This window comes from Citrobacter sp. FP75, assembly GCF_018342065.1.
Taxonomy (GTDB): domain Bacteria; phylum Pseudomonadota; class Gammaproteobacteria; order Enterobacterales; family Enterobacteriaceae; genus Citrobacter.
The window spans coordinates 818,031-843,386 of record NZ_JAFDOE010000001.1 but is presented as its reverse complement, the minus strand read 5'-3'; the positions used below and the strand labels follow the sequence as shown (position 1 = coordinate 843,386).

The window sequence follows — 25,356 nt, the reverse complement described above, 5'->3', positions numbered from 1 at the left end:
AACTGCGACATACCGCTGGTCAGGGTTAATCGAGGAAAGGGTATGCGGGTAAAGCAGCGCGAAAGCCAGACGCGCACCGGTTATGAGCGGCGATGAGCGACAGGTACTCAAGGGCATGAGCGCGGCCACTGCGAGAGTGTGGCGAAGTGCTTTGGGGTGTGGTAGCGCAGTGGCAGACGCGGGCATGACGGCCGTACCTCTGGTTCGATTCCAGACCACACCACCAAAGCATTTCGAAAGTTCCTGGCTAGCCGCTGCCACCCTTATCGACGCGGCGCACCTTATAGGAGGAGTTATGTAACAGGCAACAGTGACGACTGAAAACCAACATTCAGCCCCGGATTATGCCGGGGCACACCGTGGAATGTTTTGGGGTGAGTGCAGAAGCAAACCTTCTCGGCGAAGGCGCTTGGCAATGAGTACGCGACCGGAGTTAGTCGCCCGGCTGTGCTCACCACCAAAGCATTTCTCCCGCATCAGCGGGTAACGACAGAGGGTAAGGCGATGAAGTTTGGCAAAACAAAATGCAATCCATCAACCGACAACGGTGAAGCAAACAGCGTGACCATTGGCAATATCACAATCAGTCAGTTCGGCGACGGCGGTGTCTGGTTGGAAGATGGTGATGAAGACGCAGGTTCATTCGATGAAGCGTTATTCGCAGAACACATCAAAAAGTTTTACGACGAAAATTTGTGATCAGATAAGCCGCCTAACCAGCGGCTTTTTTCATACCTCAGTCGCTTCATCGAGGCGGCTTAGTTATGACAACCGGCGGCCATCCACCGACCATTAGCGCAGAAGTCTTGTATTAACCGTTCCGTTCGCCGCGATAAGGCCAAGAGGATTTATGAGCAACCCAATCACAGTAGGTTTTTCAGGTCTGACTAAGCGAATTTTCGCGGGTCGGTCAAAGCCAGGCAAATTGGCGCCCGGTGTTCGTCAGTTTACTGGCGAGAAGTTTGATGTGACAGACGAGGCTATTTTCGCTGTAGCACACCTGATGGTTGCTCGCGATGACATCATCGTTATACCACTGCCGAATGGCGACGAGATTCACCTCCGCGCAGACATCAAAGAAAAGCGGGAGGCATCATGACAGTCACCCACAACGGCAAGCAGTACTCCGTAAAGCGCTGCGCCCTGAACAATAATGAATGGCGGTTAACGTCGCTCACCAATCCGCGAGAGCAGGTCACACTGAACCGCTGGCAGATGCACGTTGCTGGCTTACTGGCTCAGGTGGAGGGTAAAAAATGATGCACCACTACGGCACCACCCCGCTCATTCGCCAGTGCGTCATGCCCGGCATGATGGCAATGCATGAGGGCCGCACCTATCGCGTCTCAGCAGTCATTCAGGAGCGCAAATGGGTATACCTGCACACCGATGCAGAAATCATCCGCCTCAGTGATTGCGTGATTGACGTCCTCCTGGACGGTCACGGCAACCCCATCCAGCACTAACCACCCTATTCAACCGATCGGCCTGGCCTAACCGGGAGGCATTGCCATGCTTTCAATTCAGAGGTTAAAGGAATTGTTTCACTACGATGCAGAGACAGGAATCTTCACCAGGCTCAAAACAGCCGGTGGAATGGTTCCTGGAACTATAGCCGGATCATTAAATCCCTTTGGCTATCTACGTATCTCAATCGACCACGAAAGATATTTGTGCCACCGGCTTGCATGGTTTTATTCCTATGGTTCATGGCCCGAGCACGAAATAGACCACATAAACGGCATCAGAACTGATAACCGGTTATGCAACCTCAGAGACGTTCCTCACTGGATTAATCAACTCAATAAGCTCTCTCCAAAAAATAACACAAGCGGCGTCAAAGGCGTTTATTGGAACAAGAAAGATAAACGCTGGCATGCACGCTGCTCTATAGACGGCAAAAAATACCACCTTGGAAATTTCACCGACCTTAATGAGGCCAGGGCCGTTGTCGTTGCAGCAAGAGAGCGCATGCACGGCAAACATGCCGTTCATGAAGAAAGAAAACCGGAGAATTTATGAACGCATACCTCACTTACGACCTCATCGAAGATCGGGGGTGGGTTGAGCAGCAGCTCACCGACGAGAAAGAGAAGTGGATCGACGACCGGGCGAAAGAGCTGATCGCCATGTTCCCTGCGAAACCTCTGGAAATGAGCAGCTTGTTCCTGCCCCAGGAAGCCCAGTTTGCGCTTATCGGAGAAAAGGCCGAAGAGGCATACAACGAATACATTTCGGCCTGCGCATATGCCCGCGCCGAAGAAGAATGGCAGCGCCAAGCGCCCTGCCCGTTCTAAGGAGTGATTATGAGCTTAACCCTTGTTGATTTCGTCAAACAACAGGAGCCGCTTTTCATTAAGGCGGCCACAGACGAGCGGATGGTGTGGGCGAAGGAAAGCCAGTTCGCCATCCAGCTATTTCAGAACAATGACTACCTCGCGAAAGTCGCATTCCAGAACCAGACCAGCACGCAGAACGCAATCATCAACGTTGCGGCTATCGGTATTTCGCTAAACCCGGCTCAGAAGCTGGCTTACCTGGTTCCGCGTAAAGGGGCTATTTGCCTCGACATCAGTTACATGGGCCTGATGCATATTGCACAGCAGTCTGGCGCCATTAAGTGGTGCCAGTCGGCAATTGTTCGCAGAAACGATCAGTTCAGACGCGAGGGGCTCGATAAGCCGCCGATCCACATCTACAACGACTTCGATACTGAAGAGCAGCGCGGGGACATCGTAGGCGCGTATGTAACGGTAAAAACTGACGATGGTGATTACCTCACCCATACGATGCGCATCGATGCCATCTACTCCATCCGTGACCGGTCTGAAGCATGGAAGAAGTACAAATCTGACAACAGTAAAAAGTGTCCTTGGGTCACTGACGAAGAACAGATGATCCTCAAAACAGTCGTGAAGCAGGCAGCAAAATACTGGCCTCGCCGTGAGCGCCTGGACGCCGCCATAGACCACGTTAACACCGAGGGCGAAGAAGGTATCAACTTTACAGCAGAGCGTCAGCCTGAGCGCGATATAACGCCGCTTAGCGAAACCACGCAGAAAGAGATTAACGACCTGCTTGTCTCCTTGGATAAGACATGGGATGCCGATCTCCTCCCTCTCTGCTCACGCATTTTCAAACGTCCTATCTCGCAGCCAGCCGACCTAACAGAAGTGGAAGGTGTTAAGGCTCTCGGGTTCCTCAGGCAAAAGGCGGCAGCATGACACCTTCCCTCCTTTCACTGTTGCGAAGCGGAAAACACAATATTCGCGACATGGCAAAGATTTTAGGCATTACAAAGTCCCGCGTTTCATGGTTCATCGCCGAGCTTGAGCGGCGTAAATGGATAGAAGTCACCAGGTGCGCAATATGGTTTCACGATGGCACCCGTTCAAATAAGCAGAACGTATACAGGGTAAAACTATGACACCAGAAATTATCCTTGCCCGGACCGGAATTGATGTGTCCACCGTAGAGCAAGGTGATGAAGCATGGGCCAAATTAAGGCTCGGCGTTATTACTGCCTCAGAAGTGCACAACGTCATATCCAAGCCAAGATCGGGGAAGAAGTGGACAGACATGAAAATGTCCTACTTCCACACCCTACTCGCCGAGGTATGCACCGGCGTGGCGCCAGAAGTTAACGCCAAGGCGCTGGCCTGGGGGAAGCAGTACGAGGAAGACGCCCGTACCCTCTTCGAGTTCACCACCGACGTGAAAGTCACGGAGTCTCCGATCCTGTTCCGTGACGAGAGCATGCGCACTGCGTGCTCCCCTGACGGCCTGTGCAGTAACGATTTCGGCCTCGAATTGAAATGCCCGTTCACCTCCCGCGACTTTATGAAATTCCGTCTCGGCGGTTTCGAAGCCATCAAGTCCGCCTACATGGCCCAAGTGCAGTACAGCATGTGGGTTACCGGCAAAGACGCCTGGTTCTTTGCCAACTACGACCCGCGCATGAAGCGCGAAGGTATTCACCATGTCGTCGTTGAGCGGGATCCGCAGTACATGAACGATTTCAACGAAATGGTTCCGGAGTTCATCGAGAAGATGGACGAAGCGCTGGCGGAAATCGGCTTCACGTTCGGGGAGCAGTGGAAATGAAACGCACACCCTTCTACCGCAGACCCGGGCGCACCGGGCAATTCTCCGGCCTTCGTGAGCGCGTTATCTGGATGATCCAGACGCGCGGCCGCCCGGTCACCGGCAACGAAATCGCCGAGAAGTTTGGCGTAACGCTCATCGAGTTTAACCGGGTCGCCAACGGTATTACCCGCGGCTCCGGACAGATAGCGCAGATCGTTGAGTCGGAAAAATGGCTCAACGAGGACGGCATATGTGACCGCACTTTCGACCTGGTAACGAAGCCAAAGGTCGTAACGCCACAGGGTAAATCGCGGCTGTTCACCAGGCGTGCCATTGAACAATCGCAGGAGGGCAGGCGGCAGGAATGCATTGAACGTGCCGCCCGCCGTCGCCGCCTGATTGCTCAGGGCCTCTACATCGACGAAATGGAGTCCATCCTATGACTCACGCTCACGACGACATCAGGGTTGGCACACTGTGCCTTCCCTTCATTGGTAACGGCTGGCTAATGCCATGGGGTGAAGTGGTCAGCAATCCATTAAAGGCGCAGCGGCTCGCTGAGGAATATCGGGAAAGGCAGGAGGCGGCATGAAATACGGAAGCGTGCGCAGCGGCATCGAGGCTGCCAGTAAAGCGTGGGAACCTCTCGGCTGGAAACCCGCCTGGTTCTCTGAAATCGAACCATTCCCATCCGCAGTCCTCGCCCATCACTGGCCGGAAGTATCAAACCTCGGCGACATGACCATAATCGCCGATGCGGTGCGCGCTGGTGATGTCGAGGCGCCTGATGTTCTGGTCGGTGGCACGCCTTGCCAGGCATTCAGCATTGCAGGCTTGCGTGAAGGCCTTTCTGACGACCGCGGCCAGTTAACCCTCTCTTACGTGGAATTAGCCAATGCAATCGACGCAAAGCGCCGCGAACGCGGTGAGCCGGAAGCGATCATCGTCTGGGAAAACGTCCCCGGCGTGCTCAGCAGCAAAGACAATGCCTTCGGGTGCTTTCTGGCAGGACTTGCCGGAGAAAGCAGTGAGTTGCAGCCAGCAGGGGGAAAATGGACGCACGCAGGTTGTGTGTCTGGACCAGAAAGGGTTATCGCCTGGCGCGTCCTTGATGCTCAATTTTTCGGAGTGGCCCAACGACGCCGCCGTGTGTTCGTTGTCGCAAGTGCTCGAAAAGGATTCGATCCCGCAGCGGTACTTTTTGAGCTCGACAGCGTGCGCCGGGATTCTGCGCCGCGCCGAGAAACGCAACCGGAAATTGCCAGAAATGCTGGAGAACGCTCTAAAGTCGGTAGTCACTGGGATAACCCAGCAAACCCTCACCCAACCCTAAATCAGTCCAACAATATTGGCGGAATCGGCGCCAGTAATCAGGAATTGTTCAGCCAGCGCGGTTCCGGGCTCGTATCAGATTCTTACTCTGATGTTTCCCGAACTCTTCTTGCAAAAGAAAACGACAGCACTGCCGAGGATCTTGAAACCTATGCCGTCGTCAGTTCGCAAACTCAATACGGTGACGAGATCGCTGGCACGTTAACTGCTCGCCATGACTCTTCGCCATGCGCCGACAGGGGCATGAACGTACTGGCTTATGGCGGTGGAAATGGCAGCGGAAACATCGATGTTGCCGCCTGCCTGACTGCAAAAGGACAGAGAATAGACTTTGAAGTTGAAACCTTCGCCGTACACGGTACGCAGGATCCTGACACTAACCGAGAACTGGCGCATACGCTTGGACGCAACAACGGACAGGAAAACGCCTGCATCGCATTTAGCTACAAAGATAATGGGGCTGATGCAACGTCTGACCTATCGCCAACGATTCGCGCTGGAAACCACGATAAAAGCCATGCTAACAGCGGCCAGCCTCCAGCTATTGCGTATGCATTCAAGGCCGGACAGGGTGCGAAAGCGGGTGGCATTGGTTACGCGGAAGAGCAATCACCGACATTAACCAGCGCCAGCAGCGGAACCAATCTTGCACCAGCGGTAATGCATGGCGTGGCAGTTCGACGACTTACGCCCGTTGAGTGCGAGCGCCTTCAGGGCTTTCCTGATAATCACACTCTCATCTGCTGGCGCGGAAAAGATGCTGATGAATGCCCGGATGGCCCGCGCTATAAAGCTATCGGCAATAGCATGGCAGTACCGGTTATGCGCTGGATTGGTGAGCGAATTGCAGCCGCAATGCCAGCAGAAGAACCAGCGCCGCGTACCTGGCAGCGTCCGTTCCTGAAATGGGCTGGCGGTAAATATTCGCTGCTGCCGGAACTGTATCACCTAATTCCTGAAGGTAAGCGCCTGGTTGAGCCATTCGTGGGCGGCGGTTCGGTTTTCCTCAACTCCGAAAAGCATAAGTCTTTCCTGCTGGCTGACGTCAACGCAGATCTGATTAACCTCTATCAGATGCTTGAAGTTGACCACATCCGAGTATGTTCGCTTGCCAAAATTCTTTTTGAGCGTGCCAACAGCGAGGAGGCGTACAAAGAGCTGCGTGATGAGTTTAATAACCAGCGCATGGGCGCGCCTGAGCGCGCTGCTGCCTTTCTCTTCCTCAACCGACACTGCTTTAACGGATTGATCCGCTACAACCGTGATGGGTTCTTTAACGTCGGCTGGGGCAAGTACGAAGCGCCCTATTTCCCGGAGATTGAGATAAAGGCCTTTAAGCTGAAGTCGCATAAATGCGTGTTCCTGAATGCAGGATATCGCAGGACTCTGGCGCTGGCCGGTGATGGTGATGTCGTTTACTGCGACCCACCGTATGAGCCGTTGCCTGGTACCGCAGGTTTCACAAATTACGCCGCTGGCGGTTTCTCATGGGCTGATCAGATTTCACTTACGGAAAGCTGCGTTGCCGCACACCAGCGAGGCGCAAAGGTTCTTATCAGTAACTCAACCGCCCCGCGAGTTCTTGAGCTTTATCAGCAGCACGGATTCACCCTTCACCATGTTGATGCCCGGCGGGCTATATCCAGCAAGGGTAGTACGCGTGAGACGGCGAAGGACATCGTCGCTACTTTGGGGGTTTAACCATGACGCCAGAAACAGACAACGCCATCCGCGCCGCCTGCCGCCGCTGCACCGAGGAAATCCAGCAGGCCATGCGCAAGAAGCCAAAGCCTAACTGGAACGAAACAGTGCCACCCATCATCAATAAGCATCACAAGAAAATTGAAGCTCTGGGAGTTAGCCTCCTAGAGTTCGTCGTTTACACAGGGCGGTTTAATCGCCGCTTCGGAGTTGAATCGTGAAGGTAGAAAAAAGCGATGTTCTGGCGTTTACCATTTCAGACGTTGAACGCCTCGACCCGGTAAGGGTGATGATTGAAAACTATGAGCCAGGTAAGGGTCGCATCACCATCACCTGCTTCGGCAAGGCGTGGACCGGAGCCTGGTTTGCTATGGGCGGTGACACTGTTCAGGACTTCATTAAGCGCGTCAGCAATGAGTACCTTATCGGCTATTTCGACCCGCAACTGCAAAGCACAGTAGATGATGACAATGACGCCAACCTCGCTTTCGTTAAGGATGAGATCATCAAACTGCGTCGCGAGCATGAAATTGACGGCAATGAAGCCCGCTCAATGTGGGATGAGGCTGAAGATGCTGAAGATGTGAAGGCGAGCTGCTGCAATTATCTCGTCGGCGACAAGCTGCTTAACCTGCTAGGCGATGATCCATGGCACGCAAAATGGCCTTCAGTGCCGAACCATCATTATCAGTACCTCGAACGTATCATCGACGCGGTGCGCGGCGGGCTCGCAGAACTGGAGCGTGCAGCATGAAGTCACTAATAACTAGGTCGCTATCGCGGCCTTTTTTATTGCTGGCGTTCACCTTCAACCGAATTAACCGACAGTTCTGGGAGCATTGACAATGGCCGATATCATCGACACCGCAGCAGAGATTGAAGAGCTTCAGCGTAACGCTGCCCTTTCCGCTCACCGCATCGACCACAGCGCCGTGTCAGCTGAGCGTTGTGAAGAATGCGACGAACCAATTCCCGAGCCGCGTCGCGCTGCAGTTCCCGGCTGCCAGACGTGCGCCAGTTGCCAGGCTGATCTGGAGCTTATACGCAAGCAAAGGGGGGGTTGATGGATTACACCAAACTCAGTGACGGTGAAATTAGTGTCAGGCTCGCATATTTCCTGAAGCCAAAGTACAGCGCCACTATTCACCCGCATGAAAATACCGGTGCCCAGCTGTCATGGAACTGGTTCAAAACAGTCCAGCATACTGGTTACTTCCCGCTACGCCGAGCGGAAGAGTTATTCACCGAAATGAAGAAACATCGGATCGGCCTCACCCCATCAGGCAAGACCGTTTGGACTGCAACACACGAATCTGGCATCGCCTCGACTCACCGAAACCCGCTGCGTGCGGTCGCGGTAGTTTTCCTCATGCTGCAGGAGAAAGAAATAGATGCAGGAGCAACGAAAAATTGCAGGAGTAGCAAAAAAGTGCAGGTGATGCAGGGGCCGCAGGAGTTAACCAATGTTCCAGCTAATTCAACGGGGTCAGATTTACGCTGACCAGCATGGTTGGCCCGTCATCATCCACAGCTGCACATCACAGATAGTCAGCTACTGGCGACAGGGCCGGATCAACACCGCTTCAATCGCCCGCTTTAATAATGACTTTGAATACCTCGATCACCGTGAGGCGGCACAGATACGCGCCGAATTGGAGACGAGTGAGCACATTAAATCGCTGCGTGCCCAGCGCGCGGCATGAGGAGTAAACATGGCAACAATGAAACAGCTCGTTGAGTCAGAAATAAGTGACTTCTTTGCTATTTTTGGCAGCCCCGGCGAGCCGGTGACTATTGAGGAGGCGCAGAAAACGCTTCTCTCACGGATTTCCCCTTTGCTCAGCACCGATATGGCATGGATCAAATGCGCTGAGCGTCTTCCAGAAACACATGAACAGGTTTTGGTTAACGATCTTAATGGTGAGGGCGTGCTTATTGCCTGGCGAGCCGAATGGCAGAGCGTTTCCGGCCCCACAGGAAAGTGGCAGTGGGTTTTCCAGATCGAAGGCATTGAGCATGATGACGTTCGAATCGAAGAGTGGCTTCCATACCCATCCCCATCCCCATCCCCATCAGCATGACGCAACTTATAGCCAGTTATGAGCTGGCTATTGGGTGCGAAAGCACTGCAACGTCATCCCTTTTGCCCGGCCCCGCGCCGGGCTTCTTTTTGGGAGTTCACCATGCAATCAAACCCCATGAACTGGCTCATCGCCGCACTTATGGCGCTGGGCGCTCTCATCTCATTTCTTCACGAACCGGAAGGTGTGCAATGGCTGCTTTTAATGTGGGCGCAATAGTCCAGAAGAAGACCGGCGGCATTAATGGCGTAGTAGATAGCCTTCAGGACCCGGACGGCGACCATCCGCAGTTCTGGGTGCGGTGGGACGACCGAAATTATTCAGTGCATCCGGAAAACGAATTACGCGCGGCCACGCCAGACGGTCCGCAGTTTTATAAAACGATGTCATAGGAGCGATCATGAGCGAAATCATTCAAATCGTGCCCAGCGAGTGGGTGACAGAAGACCTGCTTGTGAAAATGACAGGGCTTCGCCCGGGAACGATAGCGCGGGCCCGCAAGAAAAGCTGGCTGTGTGGAAGGGAGTACGTCCACATGTCTCCTGACAGCATCCCAAAAGAAAACAGCGAGTGCTTGTATAACCATAAAGCGATCGACCAATGGGTTGAGAGCCTCAAAAAGAAACAGCCGGGTGCGCACCAATGAAGATCCGTTTATGCTTAGCGGGCTCTTGGACGTCAGGAGGGAATAATGGCTAAGTCAGCATACCCAACAGGCGTGGAGAACCACGGAGGAACACTCCGCATATGGTTCCTATATAAAGGTAGCCGGGTGCGTGAAAGCCTAGGCGTGCCGGATACACCAAAAAACAGAAAGGTCGCTGGCGAGTTACGCGCGTCGGTGTGCTTCGCGATAAAGACAGGCAACTTCAACTATGCCGCACAGTTCCCGGACTCGCCAAACCTGAGAAAGTTTGGGGTGGAGAGCAAGGAAATCACCGTGCTGGAGCTGGCGAATAAGTGGCTGGATCTGAAACGCATGGAGATCAGCACCAACGCGATGTCTCGCTATTCATCTATAGCGCGCAACATGGTGCCAAGGATCGGTGGTGACAGGCTGGTATCTGCAGTAACGCAGGAAGACCTGCTGTTTATCAGAAAGGAATTGCTGACCGGTTATCACACCCTGAAGGCTGGGCAGAAAACTCCTGTTAAAGGACGTTCAGTCAGAACGGTCAACAATTACATGAAGATCATGGGCGGGATGTTTAAGTTTGCAGCTGACAGCGGGTATGTCAGGGTAAACCCGTTCACCGGGATCGCCCTTCTTAAGCGGTCGCGCTGCGAACCAGACCCGCTGACGCGTGAGGAGTTTGTCAGGATGATTAACGCTTGCGCCCACCAGCAGCTGAAAAACATGTGGTCGCTGGCCGTATACACCGGCGTGCGCCACGGTGAGCTTGTGTCGCTGGCCTGGGAAGATATCGACCTGAAAGCAGGTACGATGATGATCCGCCGCAACCACACGCTAACGAAGGAGTTCACCCTTCCGAAGACGGAGGCCGGAACGGACCGCATCATCAACCTCATTCAGCCGGCAATCGACGTGCTGAAGAGCCAGGCCGAATTAACACGCCTGGGTAAGCAGTATCAGGTTGAGGTGAAACTGCGCGAGTATGGCCGCACTGATGTGCATCCGTGCACGTTCGTGTTCAACCCGCAGATAGCGTCACGTAATGGCCGTGCCGGGCATCATTACGCAGTGGGGTCGATTAACCAGTCGTGGGAAGCGGCAATGCGACGCGCCGGGATTCGCTATCGCAGAGCATACCAGTCCCGACACACGTATGCATGCTGGTCGTTAGCTGCCGGTGCTAACCCGAACTTCATCGCGAAGCAAATGGGCCACACCGACGCGCAAATGGTTTACCGGGTATACGGATCCTGGATGGCTGAAAATAACCAAGACCAGGTACTCATACTCAACCAGAAATTGAGTGAGTTTGCCCCATCCATGCCCCACGCTGTGGGATCGGATGGTTATTAATTATAAATATCATTAGGTTAGGCAACCTAAACCTGCATGCTCATCACGTCCTGATACGCCGATACCAGCTTGTTACGCACCTGAATCCCCATCTGCATCGAGACCGACGCTTTTTGCATATCGGTCATCACATCATTCAGCGCAATGCCCGGCTCACCCAGGGTAAATTTTTCTGCCTGCACGCGTGATGCGGTTTGCACATCGCTGATTCGGTCTAACGCCGCATGCAGCTGACCGGCAAAGCTCACGGTCGGTTGTGGCTGCAGATCCTGCATTTTCGCTGACGTCGCCGTAGCCTGTAACTGGCTGATGACCCCTTCAATCCCCTGTATTGCCGACATACTGATCCCCTGGATGATTTTTCACGTAGCAGAGATTACCAGCTCGTCAATAAGATAAAGGCGCTAAATAACGATAAAAACCCTCGGTTTTTGGCGCATAGAAAAATTTGAAACCGCAAATAATGTGACGGTCAATTTTTCGAGTTTGCTGACCCGGGAGTGAGTCTTGTTCCACTTTGCAAAAAACGCCGTCCACGATAATCCACGAGGTGCGAGATGAGTGCGACAGCATCGACTGCAACCCCACTGAAACCTCTCGAGTGGTTAAACCGCCTGCGCGCGAATCCCAGAATTCCTCTGATTGTGGCGGGTGCCGCTGCCGTCGCTATCATCGTGGCGATGGTCTTGTGGGCTAAAACGCCTGATTACCGCACGCTGTTCAGCAACCTTTCCGAACAGGACGGGGGCGCCATCGTCACTCAACTGACGCAAATGAACGTTCCCTATCGCTTTGCCGAAGGAAGCGGCGCCATTGAAGTTCCTGCCGATAAAGTACATGAATTGCGTTTGCGTCTGGCCCAGCAAGGTCTGCCAAAAGGCGGCGCGGTGGGCTTTGAACTCCTGGACCAGGAAAAGTTTGGTATCAGCCAGTTTAGCGAACAGGTGAATTACCAGCGCGCACTGGAAGGCGAACTGGCCCGTACCATTGAAACGCTGGGTCCGGTGAAACGCGCCCGCGTGCATCTGGCAATGCCGAAACCGTCACTGTTTGTGCGTGAGCAAAAATCCCCTTCGGCCTCCGTTACCGTGAATCTGGAACCGGGTCGGGCGCTGGATGAAGGTCAAATCAGCGCGGTTACCCATCTGGTTTCCAGCGCCGTAGCCGGTTTACCACCGGGCAACGTCACGCTGGTCGATCAGGCGGGGCATCTGTTAACGCAGTCGAACACCAGCAGCCGCGACCTGAATGATGCACAACTGAAATACGCCAGTGATGTCGAAGGCCGCGTTCAGCGTCGTATCGAATCGATCCTGTCACCGATCGTCGGCAACGGTAACGTCCACGCGCAGGTCACCGCCCAGCTGGATTTTGCCAACAAAGAACAAACTGAAGAGAAATACAGTCCTAACGGCGATGACTCACAGGCTGTGCTGCGTTCACGCCAGCTCAATGTCAGCGAACAGGTGGGTAGCGGAGCCCCTGGCGGCGTACCGGGCGCACTGTCAAATCAGCCTGCGCCTGCGAATACCGCGCCGATCAACACTCCACCGGCGAATCAGCAGAATGCGCAAACCACGCAAACGGCGAATAACAGTTATGCAGGACCGCGCAGTACTCAGCGCAATGAAACCAGCAACTATGAAGTCGACCGCACCATTCGCCATACCAAAATGAACGTCGGCGACGTGCAGCGTCTCTCCGTAGCGGTGGTGGTCAACTATAAAACCCTGTCGGACGGTAAACCGCTGCCGTTGACTGCCGATCAGATGAAACAGATTGAGGATCTGACCCGCGAAGCCATGGGCTTCTCCGATAAACGCGGCGATACCCTGAACGTGGTGAACTCACCATTCACGGCAACTGACGAAGCCGGTGGTGAATTGCCGTTCTGGCAGCAGCAGTCCTTTATTGAACAACTGATGGTTGCCGGACGCTGGTTACTGGTTCTGCTGGTAGCCTGGATCCTGTGGCGCAAAGCGGTACGTCCACAGCTGGCTCGTCGCAATGAAGAGGCGAAAGTCGCACAAGAACAAACGCGTGTTCGTCAGGAAACCGAAGAAGCGGTAGAAGTGCGTCTCAGCAAAGACGAGCAGACCCAGCAACGTCGTACGAACCAGCGTCTGGGCGCAGAAGTCATGAGCCAGCGTATTCGTGAAATGTCAGATAACGATCCGCGCGTTGTGGCGCTGGTCATCCGCCAGTGGATAAATAACGAACATGAGTAATCTCAGCGGCACCGATAAAAGCGTCATTTTACTGATGACCATTGGCGAAGATCGCGCGGCGGAGGTGTTCAAGCATCTTTCCACGCGCGAAGTGCAGGCTCTCAGTACGGCGATGGCCAACGTACGCCAGATCTCCAACAAGCAATTGACCGAGGTACTGGCCGAGTTTGAACAAGAGGCCGAGCAGTTTGCTGCGCTGAACATTAACGCCAACGAATATCTGCGTTCGGTACTGGTGAAAGCGTTGGGCGAAGAACGTGCCTCCAGCCTGCTGGAAGATATTCTGGAAACCCGCGATACCACCAGCGGCATTGAAACGCTCAACTTTATGGAGCCGCAAAGCGCCGCCGACCTTATCCGCGACGAGCACCCGCAGATCATCGCCACCATTCTGGTGCACCTCAAACGCGGCCAGGCTGCCGATATTCTGGCGCTGTTCGACGAACGTTTGCGCCACGACGTGATGTTACGTATTGCCACCTTCGGCGGCGTGCAGCCGGCCGCGCTGGCGGAACTGACCGAAGTGCTCAACGGCCTGCTTGATGGCCAGAACCTCAAGCGCAGCAAAATGGGTGGCGTGAGAACGGCGGCAGAAATTATCAACCTGATGAAAACCCAGCAGGAAGAAGCGGTCATTACCGCCGTGCGCGAATTCGACGGCGAGCTGGCGCAGAAAATCATCGACGAGATGTTCCTGTTCGAAAACCTGGTGGACGTCGACGATCGCAGCATCCAGCGTCTGCTGCAGGAAGTGGATTCCGAGTCACTGCTGATTGCCCTGAAAGGTGCCGAACAGCCGCTGCGCGAGAAGTTCCTGCGCAACATGTCGCAACGTGCCGCCGATATTCTGCGCGACGACCTCGCCAACCGTGGCCCGGTACGTCTGTCGCAGGTGGAAAACGAACAGAAAGCGATCCTGCTTATTGTGCGTCGTCTGGCGGAAACCGGCGAGATGGTGATCGGCAGCGGCGAGGATACCTATGTCTAACGAACTACCGTGGAAAGTCTGGACTCCGGACGACCTCGCGCCGCCGATGGCGGAGTTCGTGCTGGCCGATGACAGCAGCCCCCTGCAAACAGACGAGACGGAAGAGCCGCAGCTGTCCCCTGAGCAACAGCTCGAGCAACAGCTGGCACAATTGCAACTGCAGGCGCATGAGCAAGGCTATAACGCCGGTCTGGCGGAAGGTCGGCAAAAAGGCCATGAGCAAGGTTATCAGGAAGGATTAGCGCAGGGACTGGAGCAAGGCCAGACCCAGGCCCGCACGCAGCATGCACCGATTCACGCCCGCATGCAGCAGTTAGTGAGCGAGTTTCAAAATACGCTGGACGCGCTGGACAGCGTGATCGCTTCGCGCCTGATGCAAATGGCGCTGGAAGCCGCACGACAGGTGATTGGTCAGACGCCCATCGTCGATAACGCCGCGCTGATTAAGCAAATTCAACAGCTATTACAGCAGGAGCCGCTGTTCAGCGGTAAACCTCAGCTGCGCGTGCACCCGGACGATCTCCAGCGCGTGGAAGAGATGCTCGGCGCTACCCTCAGCCTGCACGGCTGGCGACTGCGCGGTGACCCTACGCTGCATCATGGCGGGTGTAAAGTCTCCGCGGACGAAGGCGATCTGGATGCCAGCGTCGCCACGCGCTGGCAGGAACTTTGCCGTCTGGCAGCACCTGGAGTCGTGTAATGACCACTCGTCTGACCCGCTGGCTCACCACGCTGGACAACTTCGAAGAGAAAATGTCGCTGCTGCCGTCTGTGCGTCGCTACGGACGCCTGACCCGCGCAACCGGACTGGTGCTGGAAGCCACGGGCTTACAGCTGCCGCTGGGGGCGACCTGCGTAATTGAGCGTCAGAACGGCAACGAAACCCAGGAAGTCGAAAGCGAGGTGGTGGGGTTTAACGGCCAGCGTCTGTTTCTGATGCCGCTCGAAGAGGTTGAAGGCGTTCTGCCCGGCGCGCGCGTTTACGCGAAAAACATTGCCGGTGAAGGTCTGCAAAGTGGCAAGCAGTTGCCGCTTGGCCCCGCCCTGCTTGGCCGCGTGCTCGACGGTAGCGGAAAACCGCTCGACGGCCTGCCCGCGCCCGACACCACCGAAACCGGGGCGTTAATTACCCCGCCGTTTAACCCGTTGCAACGTACCGCCATTGAGCACGTACTGGATACCGGCGTGCGCCCCATCAACGCGCTGTTAACCGTCGGTCGCGGCCAGCGTATGGGGCTATTCGCCGGTTCCGGCGTCGGTAAAAGCGTGTTGCTCGGCATGATGGCGCGTTATACCCAGGCCGATGTCATCGTCGTCGGGCTGATTGGTGAACGTGGTCGTGAGGTAAAAGACTTTATCGAAAATATCCTCGGCGCTGACGGCCGCGCACGCTCGGTGGTGATTGCCGCCCCGGCAGACGTCTCGCCGCTGTTACGTATGCAGGGTGCCGCCTACGCCACGCGTATTGCCGAAGATTTTCGCGACCGTGGGCAGCACGTCCTGCTGATAATGGACTCCCTCACCCGCTACGCGATGGCGCAACGTGAAATCGCGCTGGCCATCGGTGAACCACCTGCGACCAAAGGCTATCCGCCGTCGGTGTTTGCCAAATTACCGGCGCTGGTGGAACGTGCCGGGAACGGTATTCACGGCGGCGGCTCGGTAACGGCGTTTTATACCGTACTGACCGAGGGCGATGATCAGCAGGATCCGATTGCCGATTCCGCCCGCGCCATTCTCGACGGTCACATCGTGCTGTCCCGACACCTGGCGGAAGCGGGCCACTATCCGGCCATTGATATCGAAGCCTCAATCAGCCGTGCAATGACCGCGCTTATCAGCGAAAAACACTATGCGCGGGTGCGTAACTTTAAACAACTGCTGTCCAGTTTCCAGCGTAACCGTGATTTAGTCAGCGTGGGCGCTTATGCCAAAGGCAGCGACCCGATGCTGGATAAAGCCATCGCGTTGTGGCCACAGCTGGAAGCCTTTTTACAGCAAGGCATCTTTGAACGGGCTGACTGGGAAGATTCCCTGCAGGCTCTGGATCTGATTTTCCCTGGTGTGTGATTAAGCAGGAGAGCATAGGTCATGGCACAACATGGTGCACTGGCAACACTGAAAGACCTGGCTGAAAAAGAGGTCGATGACGCCGCGATTCTTTTGGGAGAAATGCGGCGCGGCTGTCAGCAGGCAGAGGAACAGTTAAAGATGCTGATCGATTATCAGCATGAGTACCGAAACAACCTCAATAGTGATATGGGTCAGGGGATCACCAGTAACCGTTGGATCAACTACCAGCAATTTATTCAGACGCTGGAAAAAGCGATAGAGCAGCATCGCCAACAGCTGAATCAGTGGACGCAAAAAGTTGACCTGGCGCTGAACAGCTGGCGCGATAAAAAACAGCGATTGCAGGCCTGGAAAACCCTGCAGGACCGACAAACCACGGCGGCCTTACTGGCTGAAAACCGCCTGGATCAGAAAAAAATGGATGAATTTGCTCAGCGTGCAGCTATGAGGAAACCCGAATGATTACTTTGCCCCAACTGATCGCCACCGACACCGACGTAGCCGCAGGCCTTCAGTCAGGAAAAGCGGTAGATTCCCCCGAGAATTTTTTAGCGCTGCTGGCTGGCGCATTAGGCGCGGGCGACGCACAGGGTAAAGATGCCCCGCTTACGCTTGCCGATCTCCAGGCGGCGGGCAGCAAACTGCAAAAAGGGTTGCTGCAAACACAGGGCGATGACGGTCAGGCCGCACAGCTAGCGGATCTGCTGGCACAAAAAGGTGGGCAAACGGACGCGACGCTGGCCGACCTGACCGACGCTCAGCAGTTGTTGTCCGCACTCACGCCGTCGCTGAAGGTGAATGCCCTGACGGCGTCAGGCAAAGCCGCACAACAGGACGAAAAGACCACCACGCTCAGCGATGAGGATCTGGCGAGCCTGAGCGCACTGTTTGCCATGTTGCCGGGCCAGCCCATCACTACGCCAGCCGTTGAAACCGCGCCCGCCCCGGCAGACACCGTCCTGACCTCGCTTTTGCGCGGCAATACCTCTGGCAGTCCTGCGAATACTCATAGCGAACTGACTGCCGGTGAAGTGAAAAAAGGTAAGGCGGATGTCGCGATGCACGCCGCTGGTGTCGACCCGACGCGCAATCCAGGCTTAACCCCGCTGACGGTTGCCGCAACCGCACGCGCGGAGATGGAAAGCACGCCGTCCCCGGTAAGCGTTGGCGCGGCAATCACGCCACCGGCTGGCCCGCAGCCGCACGCACAGCCGCTGCCTGCTGCCGCTCCGGTACTCAGCGCCCCGCTGGGTAGCCACGAATGGCAGCAATCGCTGAGTCAGCACGTCACGCTGTTCACCCGTCAGGGCCAGCAAAGTGCGGAACTGCGTTTACATCCGCAGGATCTGGGCCAGGTACAAATCTCCCTTAAGCTCGATGACAACCAGGCGCAGCTGCAAATGGTGTCCCCGCACAGTCACGTGCGTGCGGCACTGGAAGCGGCATTGCCAATGCTGCGTACTCAGCTGGCTGAAAGCGGGATCCAACTGGGGCAAAGCAGCATCAGCAGCGAAAGCTTCGCTGGCCAGCAGCAGTCTTCCGCCCAGCAACAACAGCCGGGTCGCGCCCAGGGACAAGACCTTTTTGCCAGCGAAGATGACGCCGTTCTGGCCGCTCCGGCCTCGCTGCAAGCCGCTGCGCGCGGTGATGGCGCAGTAGACATCTTCGCCTAACGCCAGAGGTAGCATGATTATCCGCGTCTTTTCCACGCTTTGTCGGGGACAGGACACGGGATAATCAGCCCATAAGCTGTACCGAAACAGGAAGCCCGTATCTGATGACTGACTCCGCGATTAACAAAAAAAGTAAACGCGCTATTTGGATCCCTCTGCTGGTGTTAATTACCCTCGCCGCCTGCGCAACTGCGGGATATAGCTACTGGCGTATGCACCAGCAGCCGTCCGCCAGCGTCAGCGCGGAACCACCCCCACCGCCTGCCCCGGTGTTTTTTGCGCTGGATACGTTTACCGTCAATCTGGGTGATGCGGATCGGGTGCTGTACATCGGGGTCACGCTGCGCATGAAAGACGAAGCAACGCGCGCGCGCCTGAGCGAATATCTGCCGGAAGTGCGCAGCCGTTTGCTGCTGCTGTTCTCGCGTCAGAATGCCGCCACGCTCGCTACCGAGCAAGGTAAGCAGCAACTGATTACGTCCATCAAAGAGACGCTCGCGACTCCGCTCGTTGTCGGGCAGCCGAAACAGGTTGTCACCGACGTTCTTTATACAGCTTTTATTCTGCGGTAAAGACATGGGCGACAGTATTCTTTCTCAGGCTGAAATTGACGCATTGCTTAACGGCGATAGCGACACCAAAGACGAACCTATTTCCGGTATTGCAAACGAAAGCAATATTCGTCCGTACGATCCCAACACCCAGCGCCGCGTCGTCCGTGAGCGTTTACAGGCGCTTGAGATCATCAACGAACGCTTCGCGCGCCAGTTCCGGATGGGATTATTTAACCTGTTGCGCCGTAGCCCGGATATTACCGTGGGCGCGATCCGTATCCAGCCGTATCACGAGTTTGCGCGTAACTTACCGGTGCCGACCAACCTGAACTTGATCCACCTGAAACCTCTACGCGGGACGGGTTTGGTGGTGTTCTCGCCGAGCCTGGTGTTTATCGCCGTCGATAACCTGTTTGGCGGTGACGGACGCTTCCCAACGAAGGTGGAAGGACGCGAATTTACGCATACCGAACAGCGCGTGATCAACCGCATGCTGAAGCTGGCGCTGGAAAGCTACAGCGACGCCTGGAAAGCGATCAACCCGCTGGAAGTCGAGTATGTGCGTTCAGAAATGCAGGTGAAATTTACCAATATCACCACCTCGCCAAACGACATCGTGGTGAACACGCCGTTCCACGTTGAGATTGGCAACCTGACCGGCGAATTTAACATCTGTCTGCCCTTCAGCATGATCGAACCTTTGCGCGAACTGCTGGTTAACCCGCCGCTGGAAAACTCGCGCAATGAGGATCAGAACTGGCGTAATAACCTGGTGCGTCAGGTACAGCATTCAGAGCTGGAGCTGGTGGCGAACTTTGCCGACATTGGGCTGCGCCTGTCGCAGATTTTAAAGCTGAAACCCGGCGATGTACTGCCGATTGAAAAACCCGACCGCATTATTGCTCATGTGGACGGCGTGCCTGTGCTGACCAGCCAATATGGCACCGTAAACGGTCAGTATGCGTTACGCGTAGAACATTTGATAAACCCGATTTTGAATTCGCTGAATGAGGAACAGCCCAAATGAGTGACATGAATAATCCGTCCGATGAGAACACTGGCGCATTGGACGATCTGTGGGCTGACGCGTTAAACGAGCAAACAACGACCACCACCAAAAGTGCGGCCGATGCGGTATTCCAGCAGTTAGGTGGCGGTGACGTCAGCGGCACACTGCAAGATATCGACCTGATCATGGACATTCCGGTCAAGCTGACCGTCGAACTGGGCCGTACCCGCATGACCATCAAAGAGTTGCTGCGCCTGACGCAGGGCTCCGTCGTCGCGCTGGACGGTCTGGCGGGCGAACCACTGGATATTCTGATCAACGGTTACCTGATTGCCCAGGGCGAAGTGGTTGTCGTCGCCGATAAATACGGGGTGCGTATCACCGACATCATTACACCGTCTGAACGTATGCGCCGTCTGAGTCGTTAATGATGAACACCCAGGCTACCGTCTCTCAGCCCGCCGCCGTACCCGACTCACCGTTGGTGCAGGTCAGCGGCGCGCTGCTGGGGATTATCCTGTTGATCCTCGCCGCAGCCTGGGTCATAAAACGTCTGGGATTTTCGCCCAAAGGGGCCAGTACGCGAGGACTGAAAGTCACGGCCAGTACCTCATTGGGCCCGCGTGAACGCGTGGTGATTGTTGAGGTTGAGGACGCGCGTCTGGTGCTGGGCGTGACGGCATCGCACATCAACGTGCTGCATACCCTCCCCCCTGCGCCCGTGGTTGCAGAAGAAAAACCGGCCTCCCCTGCGGATTTCCAGGCCATGATGAAGAGTTTGCTCAAGCGTCCTGGGAGATCCTGATGCGCCGTTTGTTATCCCTCACGCTGCTCGGCTTGTGGTTGTTCAGCCCTGTTGCCGTTGCCCAGCTTCCTGGTCTGGTTAGCCAGCCGCTGCCCGGCGGCGGACAAAGCTGGTCGTTACCGGTGCAAACGCTGGTGTTTATCACCTCGCTGACGTTCCTGCCCGCCATTTTGCTGATGATGACCAGCTTCACCCGCATCATCATCGTTTTCGGTCTGTTACGTAATGCGCTGGGCACCCCGTCCGCACCACCCAACCAGGTGTTGCTCGGACTGGCGCTGTTTCTGACTTTTTTCATCATGTCGCCGGTGATCGACAAAATCTACGTTGACGCGTATCAACCGTTCAGCGAAGAGAAGATCTCCATGCAGGAAGCGTTAGATAAAGGCGCGCAGCCGCTACGTGAATTTATGCTGCGCCAGACCCGCGAAGCCGATCTCGCACTGTTTGCGCGTCTGGCAAACAGCGGACCGCTGCAAGGGCCGGAAGCGGTGCCGATGCGTATTTTGCTTCCTGCGTATGTCACCAGCGAACTGAAAACGGCCTTCCAGATAGGTTTTACGATTTTCATTCCTTTCCTGATAATCGACTTAGTTATCGCCAGCGTGCTGATGGCGCTCGGGATGATGATGGTGCCGCCCGCCACAATTGCGTTGCCGTTTAAGCTGATGCTGTTTGTGCTGGTTGACGGCTGGCAGCTGCTTGTCGGCTCACTGGCACAAAGTTTTTACAGTTAGAGGCGCGAAATGACACCTGAATCGGTCATGATGATGGGCACCGAGGCGATGAAAGTCGCCCTTGCCCTCGCCGCGCCGTTGTTACTGGTCGCTCTGGTTACGGGGCTTATCATCAGCATCCTGCAAGCGGCAACCCAAATTAACGAAATGACGCTGTCGTTCATTCCGAAAATTGTCGCGGTCTTTATCGCCATTATTGTGGCCGGACCGTGGATGCTTAATCTGTTGCTGGACTATGTACGTACGCTGTTCAGCAATATCCCCTATATCATCGGGTAGACGCCGCCATGCTGCAGGTGACGAGCGATCAATGGCTTTACTGGCTGAACCTGTATTTCTGGCCGCTACTGCGCGTGCTGGCACTCATTTCAACGGCGCCAATCCTCAGTGAACGTGCGGTACCCAAGCGGGTAAAGCTGGGGTTGGGCCTGATGATAACGGTTGTTATCGCCCCATCACTGCCCGCCAATGTCGTTCCTGTTTTCTCCATTGCGGCATTATGGCTGGCGATGCAGCAAATCCTGATCGGCATCGCGTTAGGTTTTACCATGCAGTTTGCGTTTGCTGCGATACGTACGGCTGGGGAGTTAATTGGCCTGCAAATGGGGCTTTCCTTCGCCACATTCTTTGATCCCGGCAGTCGTCTGAACATGCCTGTGCTGGCACGACTGATGGATTTACTTGCTATGCTGCTGTTTTTGACCTTTAACGGCCACTTATGGCTAATCTCGCTGCTGGTGGATACGTTCCATACTCTGCCCATTGGCGGTAACCCGGTAAACAGCAATGCCTTCCTCGCGCTCGCCCGCGCCGGTAGCTTAATATTCCTCAACGGTCTGATGCTAGCGCTGCCGGTGATGACGCTGCTGCTCACCCTCAACCTCGCACTGGGGTTATTAAATCGTATGGCACCTCAGCTGTCTGTATTTGTCATCGGTTTTCCGCTTACCCTGACGGTAGGTATTTCATTAATGGCCGCGTTAATGCCATTAATTGCCCCATTCTGTGAACGTTTATTCAGCGAAATTTTTAATTTACTCGCCGATATCATCAGCGAAATGCCCACAAATAATAACCCATAGTATTTATCCTGTTTTACTAAGGATTGTCCGAAATTTAAAAACGCACAATATTCACCAGGATAACGCTGTCGCGGCTTATTTTTTTCGCATTACTCACAGAACGCAACATTTACTTTACTTTAAGAAGTTTCCTGGCAAATTACACGCAACTTTACGGGATAGTAAATCCGCCTGAAAACAAGCAGTAAAATCGTCATCTTGGGTCATTATTATTCCGTTTAGTTGTGCAGAAATAATCAGGTAAGGGGAATTATCGTTACGCATTGAGTGAGGGTAAGCCATGTCAACGATTATTATGGATTTATGCAGTTACACCCGGCTAGGGTTGACCGGGTATCTGGTAAGCCGGGGGGTGAAAAAAAAGGAAATCAACGGTATTTCAACTGTTGACGAACTCAGTATCGCCTGTGACGCACATCAACCTGCTGTGGTGTTTATTAATGAAGACTGCTTCATCCACGATCCCGCTAACAGTCAGCAAATAAAGCAAATCATTAATCAGCATCCCAGTACATTATTTATTGTATTTATGGCTATTGCCAACGTCCATTTTGATGAGTATCTCTTAGTCAGAAAAAATTTATTAATCAGTTCGAAGTCGATTAAACCGGATTCACTGGACAAACTTCTTGGCGATATTCTGAAAAAGGACGTAGATATTGTTGTCGATGTCAATCTACCGACGCTGTCATTAAGTCGCACCGAATCCAGCATGCTACGCATGTGGATGGAGGGTCAGGGAACCATTCAGATCTCCGATCAAATGAACATCAAAGCAAAAACCGTCTCATCCCATAAGGGGAATATAAAACGAAAGATCAAGACGCATAATAAACAGGTTATCTATCACGTCGTTCGACTCACCGATAACGTCACCAACGGTATCTTTGTGAATATGCGATAACCGATGCTGACTGGTGGGAATGCCACCAGTCAGCATAAAGATAAAAGCGGTATGATTAGTCTATCTTCTCCACAAAGATACCATCCTGATGACCTGACTCATTAAAGAACCAGATACCGAGCGGGTAGTCTTCCAGCGAAACCAGGTACATAGTGCCTTCACTAAACTCTTCGATTGCCAGTACCACGCCCGGCCGACGAGGGCCGCCGTCCGTTTTGACTGTAACCCGATCATTCACCTTCATAGTTTTCCTCCTGTGGCTTTGTGCCAGTGTAGAACAAATTCCTTTTTCTGGCAGCGCCCGGCGCGCGCGATTGCGGGTTTTCTCGACGGTCTATACTTACTTTGTGTGCATCAGAGATTTTGCTGCACACGCCCGGTATCTGTAACGGTTGAGAGGTAGGTGAATGAAAACCGCGAAAGAGTACAGCGAGACGGCCAAACGCGAGGTCAGCGTTGACGTGGACGCACTGCTGGAGGCGATTAACGAAATCTGTGAGAGCGAGATTCATCGAAGCCGCGATGACCCGGATCGCGTCAGCGTCGACGGCCGTGATTACCATACATGGCATGAATTAGCCGAGGCGTTCGAGCTGGATATCCACGATTTTAGCGTGACGGAGATCAATCGCTGACTTGAGGCGAAAAAAATCCCGGCCCTCGACGGGTCGGGATCAAGCTTGCTTATGCAAGAAGCACTTGAAAATTCGTTACACCAGGAAATCTGATGTGAGGCCAACCTTATCTGCAATTTTTTTGCCTGACAAGTAAATAATTCTCACCTAAATGATAAATATAACTAATGGTTGAGAGATCACCTGCTTACAGCTGAACGTTGTGTTCAGACATCCTGCCGTTGTTGTCCCTCACCGGATTTCAGTTCGTCTTCACGGAATGCTTCCCGTTTGACGCCATAGCCGTCGTACCAACGGCACTCAACCATGCCGTTAGCGTATCCAGTGACAATCATGCGTGGGCCACCCTGTTTTACGGTGACTTCCTCACTGACAGAAAAGACCATACCTGCCTCCTGTATCAAGAGAAACCTTTTCACCATAGACGACAAGGCACTATTTTGCGTAGTCAGATGGACAAAAATTAGTGTGAAACACCGCGCAGTTTTGCCACCATTTTCACCAACAGCACGACAGCCCCGCCAATAATAAAGCCCAGTACGAGATTTAGCAGGGTCGGAATCATCATTGAAATGAATGAATTTTGCTGCTGAGCAAAATGTTCAATCGCATGATGCAACGGCGCAATCCCGTGGACCACAATGCCGCCACCGACCAAAAACATCGCCAGGGTTCCCACCACGGACAGCGTTTTCATCAGCCACGGCGCGACAACCAGCAAACCTTTACCCAGCACCTGAGCGACAGCGCTGCGCTTTTCCGCCAGCCAGTAGCCGATGTCATCCAGCTTGACGATAATGCCAACCAGACCATACACCCCAACGGTGACTGCTAAAGCGATACCCGACAGTACCAGTACCTGATTGAGCAGCGGCGAATCTGCCACAATCCCCAGCGTAATCGCCACGATCTCAGCGGATAAAATAAAATCGGTCCGTACAGCCCCTTTGATTTTATCTTTTTCAAAGGTCAGCGGATCCTGCGCCGCCAGCTCTGCCAGACGCTGCTGTCGCGCTTCAGGCGATTCCTGATGCTTACGCGCCTGCAACGTATGCAGAACTTTTTCCACACCCTCGAAACACAGAAACGCCCCGCCAATCATTAATAACGGAGTAATCGCCCAGGGAATAAAAGCGCTAATCAGCAACGCCAGCGGCACGAGGATAACTTTGTTGACGAACGATCCTTTTGCCACGCTCCAGACGACCGGAAGTTCGCGGTTTGCCCGCACGCCCGAGACCTGCTGTGCATTAAGCGACAGGTCATCTCCCAGTACGCCCGCTGTTTTTTTCGCGGCCAGTTTTCCCATCATGGAGACATCATCAAGCAACGTGGCGATGTCATCAAGTAAGGTCAGTAAGCTACTTCCTGCCAAAATTTTTACCCTCAATATTATTTTTTTGCAGCCATAAGTATGAAGTAAAAAACGTCATGCTGAAACTGACCTTTCTGGTCAACAACTATTTAACAACAACGGATAA

General features: G+C 54.3%; 40 protein-coding genes and 1 tRNA gene. 37 read left to right on the top strand and 4 right to left on the bottom strand.

From position 1 onward, the window contains the following. Positions 1-155: 155 nt before the first annotated feature. From JQ822_RS04080 to JQ822_RS03975, 22 genes are all read left to right on the top strand, one after another. Positions 156-226, top strand: a tRNA-OTHER gene (locus JQ822_RS04080). Between the two features lie 152 nt (positions 227-378). After that, positions 379-699 carry a hypothetical protein gene (locus JQ822_RS04075; protein WP_213132383.1) on the top strand — a complete coding sequence of 107 codons (321 nt, stop codon included), beginning with the start codon at positions 379-381 and terminating at the stop codon, positions 697-699. Between the two features lie 151 nt (positions 700-850). Beyond that, positions 851-1,099 carry a DUF7446 family protein gene (locus JQ822_RS04070; RefSeq protein WP_032936036.1) on the top strand — a complete coding sequence of 83 codons (249 nt, stop codon included), beginning with the start codon at positions 851-853 and terminating at the stop codon, positions 1,097-1,099. Next, on the top strand, positions 1,096-1,260 hold the full coding sequence (locus JQ822_RS04065; protein WP_213132382.1) for a hypothetical protein: 165 nt from the start codon (positions 1,096-1,098) through the stop codon (positions 1,258-1,260). Before JQ822_RS04070 ends, JQ822_RS04065 begins: the two co-directional genes overlap by 4 nt. After that, positions 1,257-1,466 carry a cell division protein FtsZ gene (locus JQ822_RS04060; RefSeq protein WP_110108189.1) on the top strand — a complete coding sequence of 70 codons (210 nt, stop codon included), beginning with the start codon at positions 1,257-1,259 and terminating at the stop codon, positions 1,464-1,466. Before JQ822_RS04065 ends, JQ822_RS04060 begins: the two co-directional genes overlap by 4 nt. A gap of 46 nt (positions 1,467-1,512) precedes the next feature. Next, positions 1,513-2,022, top strand: coding sequence for an HNH endonuclease (locus tag JQ822_RS04055; RefSeq protein WP_213132381.1), 510 nt, complete (start codon positions 1,513-1,515; stop codon positions 2,020-2,022). Next, the gene (gene gamL / locus JQ822_RS04050) at positions 2,019-2,297 is read left to right on the top strand and encodes a host nuclease inhibitor GamL (protein WP_213132380.1); all 279 of its coding nucleotides are present in this window, start codon (positions 2,019-2,021) and stop codon (positions 2,295-2,297) included. Before JQ822_RS04055 ends, gamL begins: the two co-directional genes overlap by 4 nt. 9 nt (positions 2,298-2,306) lie before the next feature. Then, complete coding sequence (locus JQ822_RS04045) at positions 2,307-3,224, top strand: recombinase RecT (protein WP_047718940.1); 918 nt, start codon at positions 2,307-2,309, stop codon at positions 3,222-3,224. Beyond that, entirely contained in the window at positions 3,221-3,427 is a 207-nt protein-coding gene (locus JQ822_RS04040) for a MarR family transcriptional regulator (RefSeq protein WP_213132379.1), read from the top strand. Before JQ822_RS04045 ends, JQ822_RS04040 begins: the two co-directional genes overlap by 4 nt. Continuing rightward, on the top strand, positions 3,424-4,104 hold the full coding sequence (locus JQ822_RS04035; RefSeq protein WP_213132378.1) for a lambda exonuclease family protein: 681 nt from the start codon (positions 3,424-3,426) through the stop codon (positions 4,102-4,104). The genes JQ822_RS04040 and JQ822_RS04035 overlap by 4 nt, the downstream gene beginning before the upstream one ends. After that, positions 4,101-4,529 carry a regulator gene (locus JQ822_RS04030; RefSeq protein ID WP_213132377.1) on the top strand — a complete coding sequence of 143 codons (429 nt, stop codon included), beginning with the start codon at positions 4,101-4,103 and terminating at the stop codon, positions 4,527-4,529. The genes JQ822_RS04035 and JQ822_RS04030 overlap by 4 nt, the downstream gene beginning before the upstream one ends. After that, entirely contained in the window at positions 4,526-4,678 is a 153-nt protein-coding gene (locus JQ822_RS04025; RefSeq protein ID WP_006809793.1) for a DUF1317 family protein, read from the top strand. The genes JQ822_RS04030 and JQ822_RS04025 overlap by 4 nt, the downstream gene beginning before the upstream one ends. Beyond that, complete coding sequence (locus JQ822_RS04020) at positions 4,675-7,119, top strand: Dam family site-specific DNA-(adenine-N6)-methyltransferase (protein WP_213132376.1); 2,445 nt, start codon at positions 4,675-4,677, stop codon at positions 7,117-7,119. The genes JQ822_RS04025 and JQ822_RS04020 overlap by 4 nt, the downstream gene beginning before the upstream one ends. Positions 7,120-7,121: 2 nt before the next feature. Continuing rightward, the gene (locus JQ822_RS04015; RefSeq protein ID WP_213132375.1) at positions 7,122-7,340 is read left to right on the top strand and encodes a hypothetical protein; all 219 of its coding nucleotides are present in this window, start codon (positions 7,122-7,124) and stop codon (positions 7,338-7,340) included. Further along, entirely contained in the window at positions 7,337-7,873 is a 537-nt protein-coding gene (locus tag JQ822_RS04010) for a hypothetical protein (protein ID WP_213132374.1), read from the top strand. Before JQ822_RS04015 ends, JQ822_RS04010 begins: the two co-directional genes overlap by 4 nt. A gap of 91 nt (positions 7,874-7,964) precedes the next feature. Then, complete coding sequence (locus JQ822_RS04005) at positions 7,965-8,183, top strand: TraR/DksA family transcriptional regulator (protein ID WP_213132373.1); 219 nt, start codon at positions 7,965-7,967, stop codon at positions 8,181-8,183. Continuing rightward, positions 8,183-8,620 carry a hypothetical protein gene (locus JQ822_RS04000; protein ID WP_244848686.1) on the top strand — a complete coding sequence of 146 codons (438 nt, stop codon included), beginning with the start codon at positions 8,183-8,185 and terminating at the stop codon, positions 8,618-8,620. The genes JQ822_RS04005 and JQ822_RS04000 overlap by 1 nt, the downstream gene beginning before the upstream one ends. Then, positions 8,583-8,822 carry a DUF4222 domain-containing protein gene (locus JQ822_RS03995; protein WP_213132372.1) on the top strand — a complete coding sequence of 80 codons (240 nt, stop codon included), beginning with the start codon at positions 8,583-8,585 and terminating at the stop codon, positions 8,820-8,822. Before JQ822_RS04000 ends, JQ822_RS03995 begins: the two co-directional genes overlap by 38 nt. A 9-nt stretch (positions 8,823-8,831) precedes the next feature. Next, positions 8,832-9,200, top strand: coding sequence for a DUF551 domain-containing protein (locus JQ822_RS03990; RefSeq protein WP_213132964.1), 369 nt, complete (start codon positions 8,832-8,834; stop codon positions 9,198-9,200). 191 nt (positions 9,201-9,391) lie between these two features. Beyond that, on the top strand, positions 9,392-9,592 hold the full coding sequence (locus JQ822_RS03985; protein ID WP_047355335.1) for a hypothetical protein: 201 nt from the start codon (positions 9,392-9,394) through the stop codon (positions 9,590-9,592). An 8-nt stretch (positions 9,593-9,600) separates the two neighbouring features. Further along, positions 9,601-9,846, top strand: coding sequence for an excisionase family protein (xisR, locus tag JQ822_RS03980; RefSeq protein ID WP_213132371.1), 246 nt, complete (start codon positions 9,601-9,603; stop codon positions 9,844-9,846). A gap of 45 nt (positions 9,847-9,891) precedes the next feature. Next, entirely contained in the window at positions 9,892-11,187 is a 1,296-nt protein-coding gene (locus tag JQ822_RS03975; RefSeq protein WP_213132370.1) for a tyrosine-type recombinase/integrase, read from the top strand. A gap of 26 nt (positions 11,188-11,213) precedes the next feature. Here the strand turns inward: JQ822_RS03975 and fliE are convergent, their stop codons facing one another. Continuing rightward, the gene (fliE, locus tag JQ822_RS03970; RefSeq protein WP_213132369.1) at positions 11,214-11,528 is read right to left on the bottom strand and encodes a flagellar hook-basal body complex protein FliE; all 315 of its coding nucleotides are present in this window, start codon (positions 11,526-11,528) and stop codon (positions 11,214-11,216) included. A gap of 216 nt (positions 11,529-11,744) precedes the next feature. Between fliE and fliF the strand changes: the two genes are divergently transcribed. The 14 genes from fliF (at position 11,745) to rcsA (ending at position 23,240) form a co-directional block, all read left to right on the top strand. Further along, positions 11,745-13,415: a flagellar basal-body MS-ring/collar protein FliF gene (gene fliF, locus JQ822_RS03965; protein WP_213132368.1), complete on the top strand. Its 1,671-nt coding sequence runs from the start codon at positions 11,745-11,747 to the stop codon at positions 13,413-13,415. Further along, positions 13,408-14,403 carry a flagellar motor switch protein FliG gene (gene fliG / locus JQ822_RS03960; protein WP_048211311.1) on the top strand — a complete coding sequence of 332 codons (996 nt, stop codon included), beginning with the start codon at positions 13,408-13,410 and terminating at the stop codon, positions 14,401-14,403. Before fliF ends, fliG begins: the two co-directional genes overlap by 8 nt. Next, positions 14,396-15,103, top strand: a complete 708-nt coding sequence (fliH, locus tag JQ822_RS03955; protein ID WP_213132367.1) for a flagellar assembly protein FliH — start codon at positions 14,396-14,398, stop codon at positions 15,101-15,103. The genes fliG and fliH overlap by 8 nt, the downstream gene beginning before the upstream one ends. After that, positions 15,103-16,473, top strand: a complete 1,371-nt coding sequence (gene fliI / locus JQ822_RS03950; protein ID WP_213132366.1) for a flagellar protein export ATPase FliI — start codon at positions 15,103-15,105, stop codon at positions 16,471-16,473. The genes fliH and fliI overlap by 1 nt, the downstream gene beginning before the upstream one ends. 21 nt (positions 16,474-16,494) lie before the next feature. Then, positions 16,495-16,938 (top strand): flagellar export protein FliJ, encoded by a 444-nt coding sequence (gene fliJ / locus JQ822_RS03945; protein WP_213132365.1) that lies wholly within the window; start codon positions 16,495-16,497, stop codon positions 16,936-16,938. After that, on the top strand, positions 16,935-18,149 hold the full coding sequence (fliK, locus tag JQ822_RS03940; RefSeq protein WP_213132364.1) for a flagellar hook length control protein FliK: 1,215 nt from the start codon (positions 16,935-16,937) through the stop codon (positions 18,147-18,149). The genes fliJ and fliK overlap by 4 nt, the downstream gene beginning before the upstream one ends. A 104-nt stretch (positions 18,150-18,253) precedes the next feature. Continuing rightward, entirely contained in the window at positions 18,254-18,721 is a 468-nt protein-coding gene (gene fliL / locus JQ822_RS03935) for a flagellar basal body-associated protein FliL (RefSeq protein WP_213132363.1), read from the top strand. Positions 18,722-18,725: 4 nt separating this feature from the next. Then, entirely contained in the window at positions 18,726-19,730 is a 1,005-nt protein-coding gene (gene fliM / locus JQ822_RS03930) for a flagellar motor switch protein FliM (RefSeq protein WP_213132362.1), read from the top strand. After that, positions 19,727-20,140 (top strand): flagellar motor switch protein FliN, encoded by a 414-nt coding sequence (fliN, locus tag JQ822_RS03925; RefSeq protein WP_196208834.1) that lies wholly within the window; start codon positions 19,727-19,729, stop codon positions 20,138-20,140. Before fliM ends, fliN begins: the two co-directional genes overlap by 4 nt. Then, entirely contained in the window at positions 20,140-20,517 is a 378-nt protein-coding gene (gene fliO, locus JQ822_RS03920) for a flagellar biosynthetic protein FliO (protein ID WP_213132361.1), read from the top strand. The genes fliN and fliO overlap by 1 nt, the downstream gene beginning before the upstream one ends. Beyond that, positions 20,517-21,254, top strand: coding sequence for a flagellar type III secretion system pore protein FliP (gene fliP, locus JQ822_RS03915; RefSeq protein ID WP_213132360.1), 738 nt, complete (start codon positions 20,517-20,519; stop codon positions 21,252-21,254). Before fliO ends, fliP begins: the two co-directional genes overlap by 1 nt. Positions 21,255-21,263: 9 nt before the next feature. Beyond that, a complete protein-coding gene (fliQ, locus tag JQ822_RS03910; RefSeq protein ID WP_003030425.1) occupies positions 21,264-21,533 on the top strand; it encodes a flagellar biosynthesis protein FliQ in 270 nt (89 codons plus the stop codon). 8 nt (positions 21,534-21,541) lie between these two features. Next, on the top strand, positions 21,542-22,336 hold the full coding sequence (gene fliR, locus JQ822_RS03905; protein WP_213132359.1) for a flagellar biosynthetic protein FliR: 795 nt from the start codon (positions 21,542-21,544) through the stop codon (positions 22,334-22,336). Positions 22,337-22,616: 280 nt separating this feature from the next. Further along, positions 22,617-23,240 carry a transcriptional regulator RcsA gene (gene rcsA, locus JQ822_RS03900; RefSeq protein ID WP_213132358.1) on the top strand — a complete coding sequence of 208 codons (624 nt, stop codon included), beginning with the start codon at positions 22,617-22,619 and terminating at the stop codon, positions 23,238-23,240. Between the two features lie 55 nt (positions 23,241-23,295). On the opposite strand, the gene dsrB is transcribed toward rcsA, so the two are convergent. Continuing rightward, positions 23,296-23,484 (bottom strand): protein DsrB, encoded by a 189-nt coding sequence (dsrB, locus tag JQ822_RS03895; protein WP_213132357.1) that lies wholly within the window; start codon positions 23,482-23,484, stop codon positions 23,296-23,298. Between the two features lie 163 nt (positions 23,485-23,647). Between dsrB and yodD the strand changes: the two genes are divergently transcribed. After that, positions 23,648-23,875, top strand: a complete 228-nt coding sequence (yodD, locus tag JQ822_RS03890) for a YodD family peroxide/acid resistance protein (protein WP_096757522.1) — start codon at positions 23,648-23,650, stop codon at positions 23,873-23,875. A 206-nt stretch (positions 23,876-24,081) separates the two neighbouring features. Here yodD and JQ822_RS03885 read toward each other — a convergent pair whose 3' ends face one another. Both JQ822_RS03885 and JQ822_RS03880 read right to left on the bottom strand, forming a co-directional pair. Continuing rightward, positions 24,082-24,261: a YodC family protein gene (locus tag JQ822_RS03885; RefSeq protein ID WP_213132356.1), complete on the bottom strand. Its 180-nt coding sequence runs from the start codon at positions 24,259-24,261 to the stop codon at positions 24,082-24,084. A 77-nt stretch (positions 24,262-24,338) separates the two neighbouring features. Then, positions 24,339-25,253 carry a DUF808 domain-containing protein gene (locus tag JQ822_RS03880; RefSeq protein WP_213132963.1) on the bottom strand — a complete coding sequence of 305 codons (915 nt, stop codon included), beginning with the start codon at positions 25,251-25,253 and terminating at the stop codon, positions 24,339-24,341. Between the last annotated feature and the right edge of the window lie 103 nt (positions 25,254-25,356).

Coding starts and splice junctions, on each gene's coding strand:
- JQ822_RS04070 (WP_032936036.1), top strand. CDS start 851: ATGAGCAACCCAATCACAGTAGGTTTTTCAGGTCTGACTAAGCGAATT.
- JQ822_RS04065 (WP_213132382.1), top strand. CDS start 1,096: ATGACAGTCACCCACAACGGCAAGCAGTACTCCGTAAAGCGCTGCGCC.
- JQ822_RS04060 (WP_110108189.1), top strand. CDS start 1,257: ATGATGCACCACTACGGCACCACCCCGCTCATTCGCCAGTGCGTCATG.
- JQ822_RS04055 (WP_213132381.1), top strand. CDS start 1,513: ATGCTTTCAATTCAGAGGTTAAAGGAATTGTTTCACTACGATGCAGAG.
- gamL (WP_213132380.1), top strand. CDS start 2,019: ATGAACGCATACCTCACTTACGACCTCATCGAAGATCGGGGGTGGGTT.
- JQ822_RS04045 (WP_047718940.1), top strand. CDS start 2,307: ATGAGCTTAACCCTTGTTGATTTCGTCAAACAACAGGAGCCGCTTTTC.
- JQ822_RS04040 (WP_213132379.1), top strand. CDS start 3,221: ATGACACCTTCCCTCCTTTCACTGTTGCGAAGCGGAAAACACAATATT.
- JQ822_RS04035 (WP_213132378.1), top strand. CDS start 3,424: ATGACACCAGAAATTATCCTTGCCCGGACCGGAATTGATGTGTCCACC.
- JQ822_RS04030 (WP_213132377.1), top strand. CDS start 4,101: ATGAAACGCACACCCTTCTACCGCAGACCCGGGCGCACCGGGCAATTC.
- JQ822_RS04025 (WP_006809793.1), top strand. CDS start 4,526: ATGACTCACGCTCACGACGACATCAGGGTTGGCACACTGTGCCTTCCC.
- JQ822_RS04020 (WP_213132376.1), top strand. CDS start 4,675: ATGAAATACGGAAGCGTGCGCAGCGGCATCGAGGCTGCCAGTAAAGCG.
- JQ822_RS04015 (WP_213132375.1), top strand. CDS start 7,122: ATGACGCCAGAAACAGACAACGCCATCCGCGCCGCCTGCCGCCGCTGC.
- JQ822_RS04005 (WP_213132373.1), top strand. CDS start 7,965: ATGGCCGATATCATCGACACCGCAGCAGAGATTGAAGAGCTTCAGCGT.
- JQ822_RS04000 (WP_244848686.1), top strand. CDS start 8,183: ATGGATTACACCAAACTCAGTGACGGTGAAATTAGTGTCAGGCTCGCA.
- JQ822_RS03995 (WP_213132372.1), top strand. CDS start 8,583: ATGTTCCAGCTAATTCAACGGGGTCAGATTTACGCTGACCAGCATGGT.
- JQ822_RS03990 (WP_213132964.1), top strand. CDS start 8,832: ATGGCAACAATGAAACAGCTCGTTGAGTCAGAAATAAGTGACTTCTTT.
- JQ822_RS03985 (WP_047355335.1), top strand. CDS start 9,392: ATGGCTGCTTTTAATGTGGGCGCAATAGTCCAGAAGAAGACCGGCGGC.
- xisR (WP_213132371.1), top strand. CDS start 9,601: ATGAGCGAAATCATTCAAATCGTGCCCAGCGAGTGGGTGACAGAAGAC.
- JQ822_RS03975 (WP_213132370.1), top strand. CDS start 9,892: ATGGCTAAGTCAGCATACCCAACAGGCGTGGAGAACCACGGAGGAACA.
- fliE (WP_213132369.1), bottom strand. CDS start 11,528: ATGTCGGCAATACAGGGGATTGAAGGGGTCATCAGCCAGTTACAGGCT.
- fliF (WP_213132368.1), top strand. CDS start 11,745: ATGAGTGCGACAGCATCGACTGCAACCCCACTGAAACCTCTCGAGTGG.
- fliG (WP_048211311.1), top strand. CDS start 13,408: ATGAGTAATCTCAGCGGCACCGATAAAAGCGTCATTTTACTGATGACC.
- fliH (WP_213132367.1), top strand. CDS start 14,396: ATGTCTAACGAACTACCGTGGAAAGTCTGGACTCCGGACGACCTCGCG.
- fliI (WP_213132366.1), top strand. CDS start 15,103: ATGACCACTCGTCTGACCCGCTGGCTCACCACGCTGGACAACTTCGAA.
- fliJ (WP_213132365.1), top strand. CDS start 16,495: ATGGCACAACATGGTGCACTGGCAACACTGAAAGACCTGGCTGAAAAA.
- fliK (WP_213132364.1), top strand. CDS start 16,935: ATGATTACTTTGCCCCAACTGATCGCCACCGACACCGACGTAGCCGCA.
- fliL (WP_213132363.1), top strand. CDS start 18,254: ATGACTGACTCCGCGATTAACAAAAAAAGTAAACGCGCTATTTGGATC.
- fliM (WP_213132362.1), top strand. CDS start 18,726: ATGGGCGACAGTATTCTTTCTCAGGCTGAAATTGACGCATTGCTTAAC.
- fliN (WP_196208834.1), top strand. CDS start 19,727: ATGAGTGACATGAATAATCCGTCCGATGAGAACACTGGCGCATTGGAC.
- fliO (WP_213132361.1), top strand. CDS start 20,140: ATGATGAACACCCAGGCTACCGTCTCTCAGCCCGCCGCCGTACCCGAC.
- fliP (WP_213132360.1), top strand. CDS start 20,517: ATGCGCCGTTTGTTATCCCTCACGCTGCTCGGCTTGTGGTTGTTCAGC.
- fliQ (WP_003030425.1), top strand. CDS start 21,264: ATGACACCTGAATCGGTCATGATGATGGGCACCGAGGCGATGAAAGTC.
- fliR (WP_213132359.1), top strand. CDS start 21,542: ATGCTGCAGGTGACGAGCGATCAATGGCTTTACTGGCTGAACCTGTAT.
- rcsA (WP_213132358.1), top strand. CDS start 22,617: ATGTCAACGATTATTATGGATTTATGCAGTTACACCCGGCTAGGGTTG.
- dsrB (WP_213132357.1), bottom strand. CDS start 23,484: ATGAAGGTGAATGATCGGGTTACAGTCAAAACGGACGGCGGCCCTCGT.
- yodD (WP_096757522.1), top strand. CDS start 23,648: ATGAAAACCGCGAAAGAGTACAGCGAGACGGCCAAACGCGAGGTCAGC.
- JQ822_RS03885 (WP_213132356.1), bottom strand. CDS start 24,261: ATGGTCTTTTCTGTCAGTGAGGAAGTCACCGTAAAACAGGGTGGCCCA.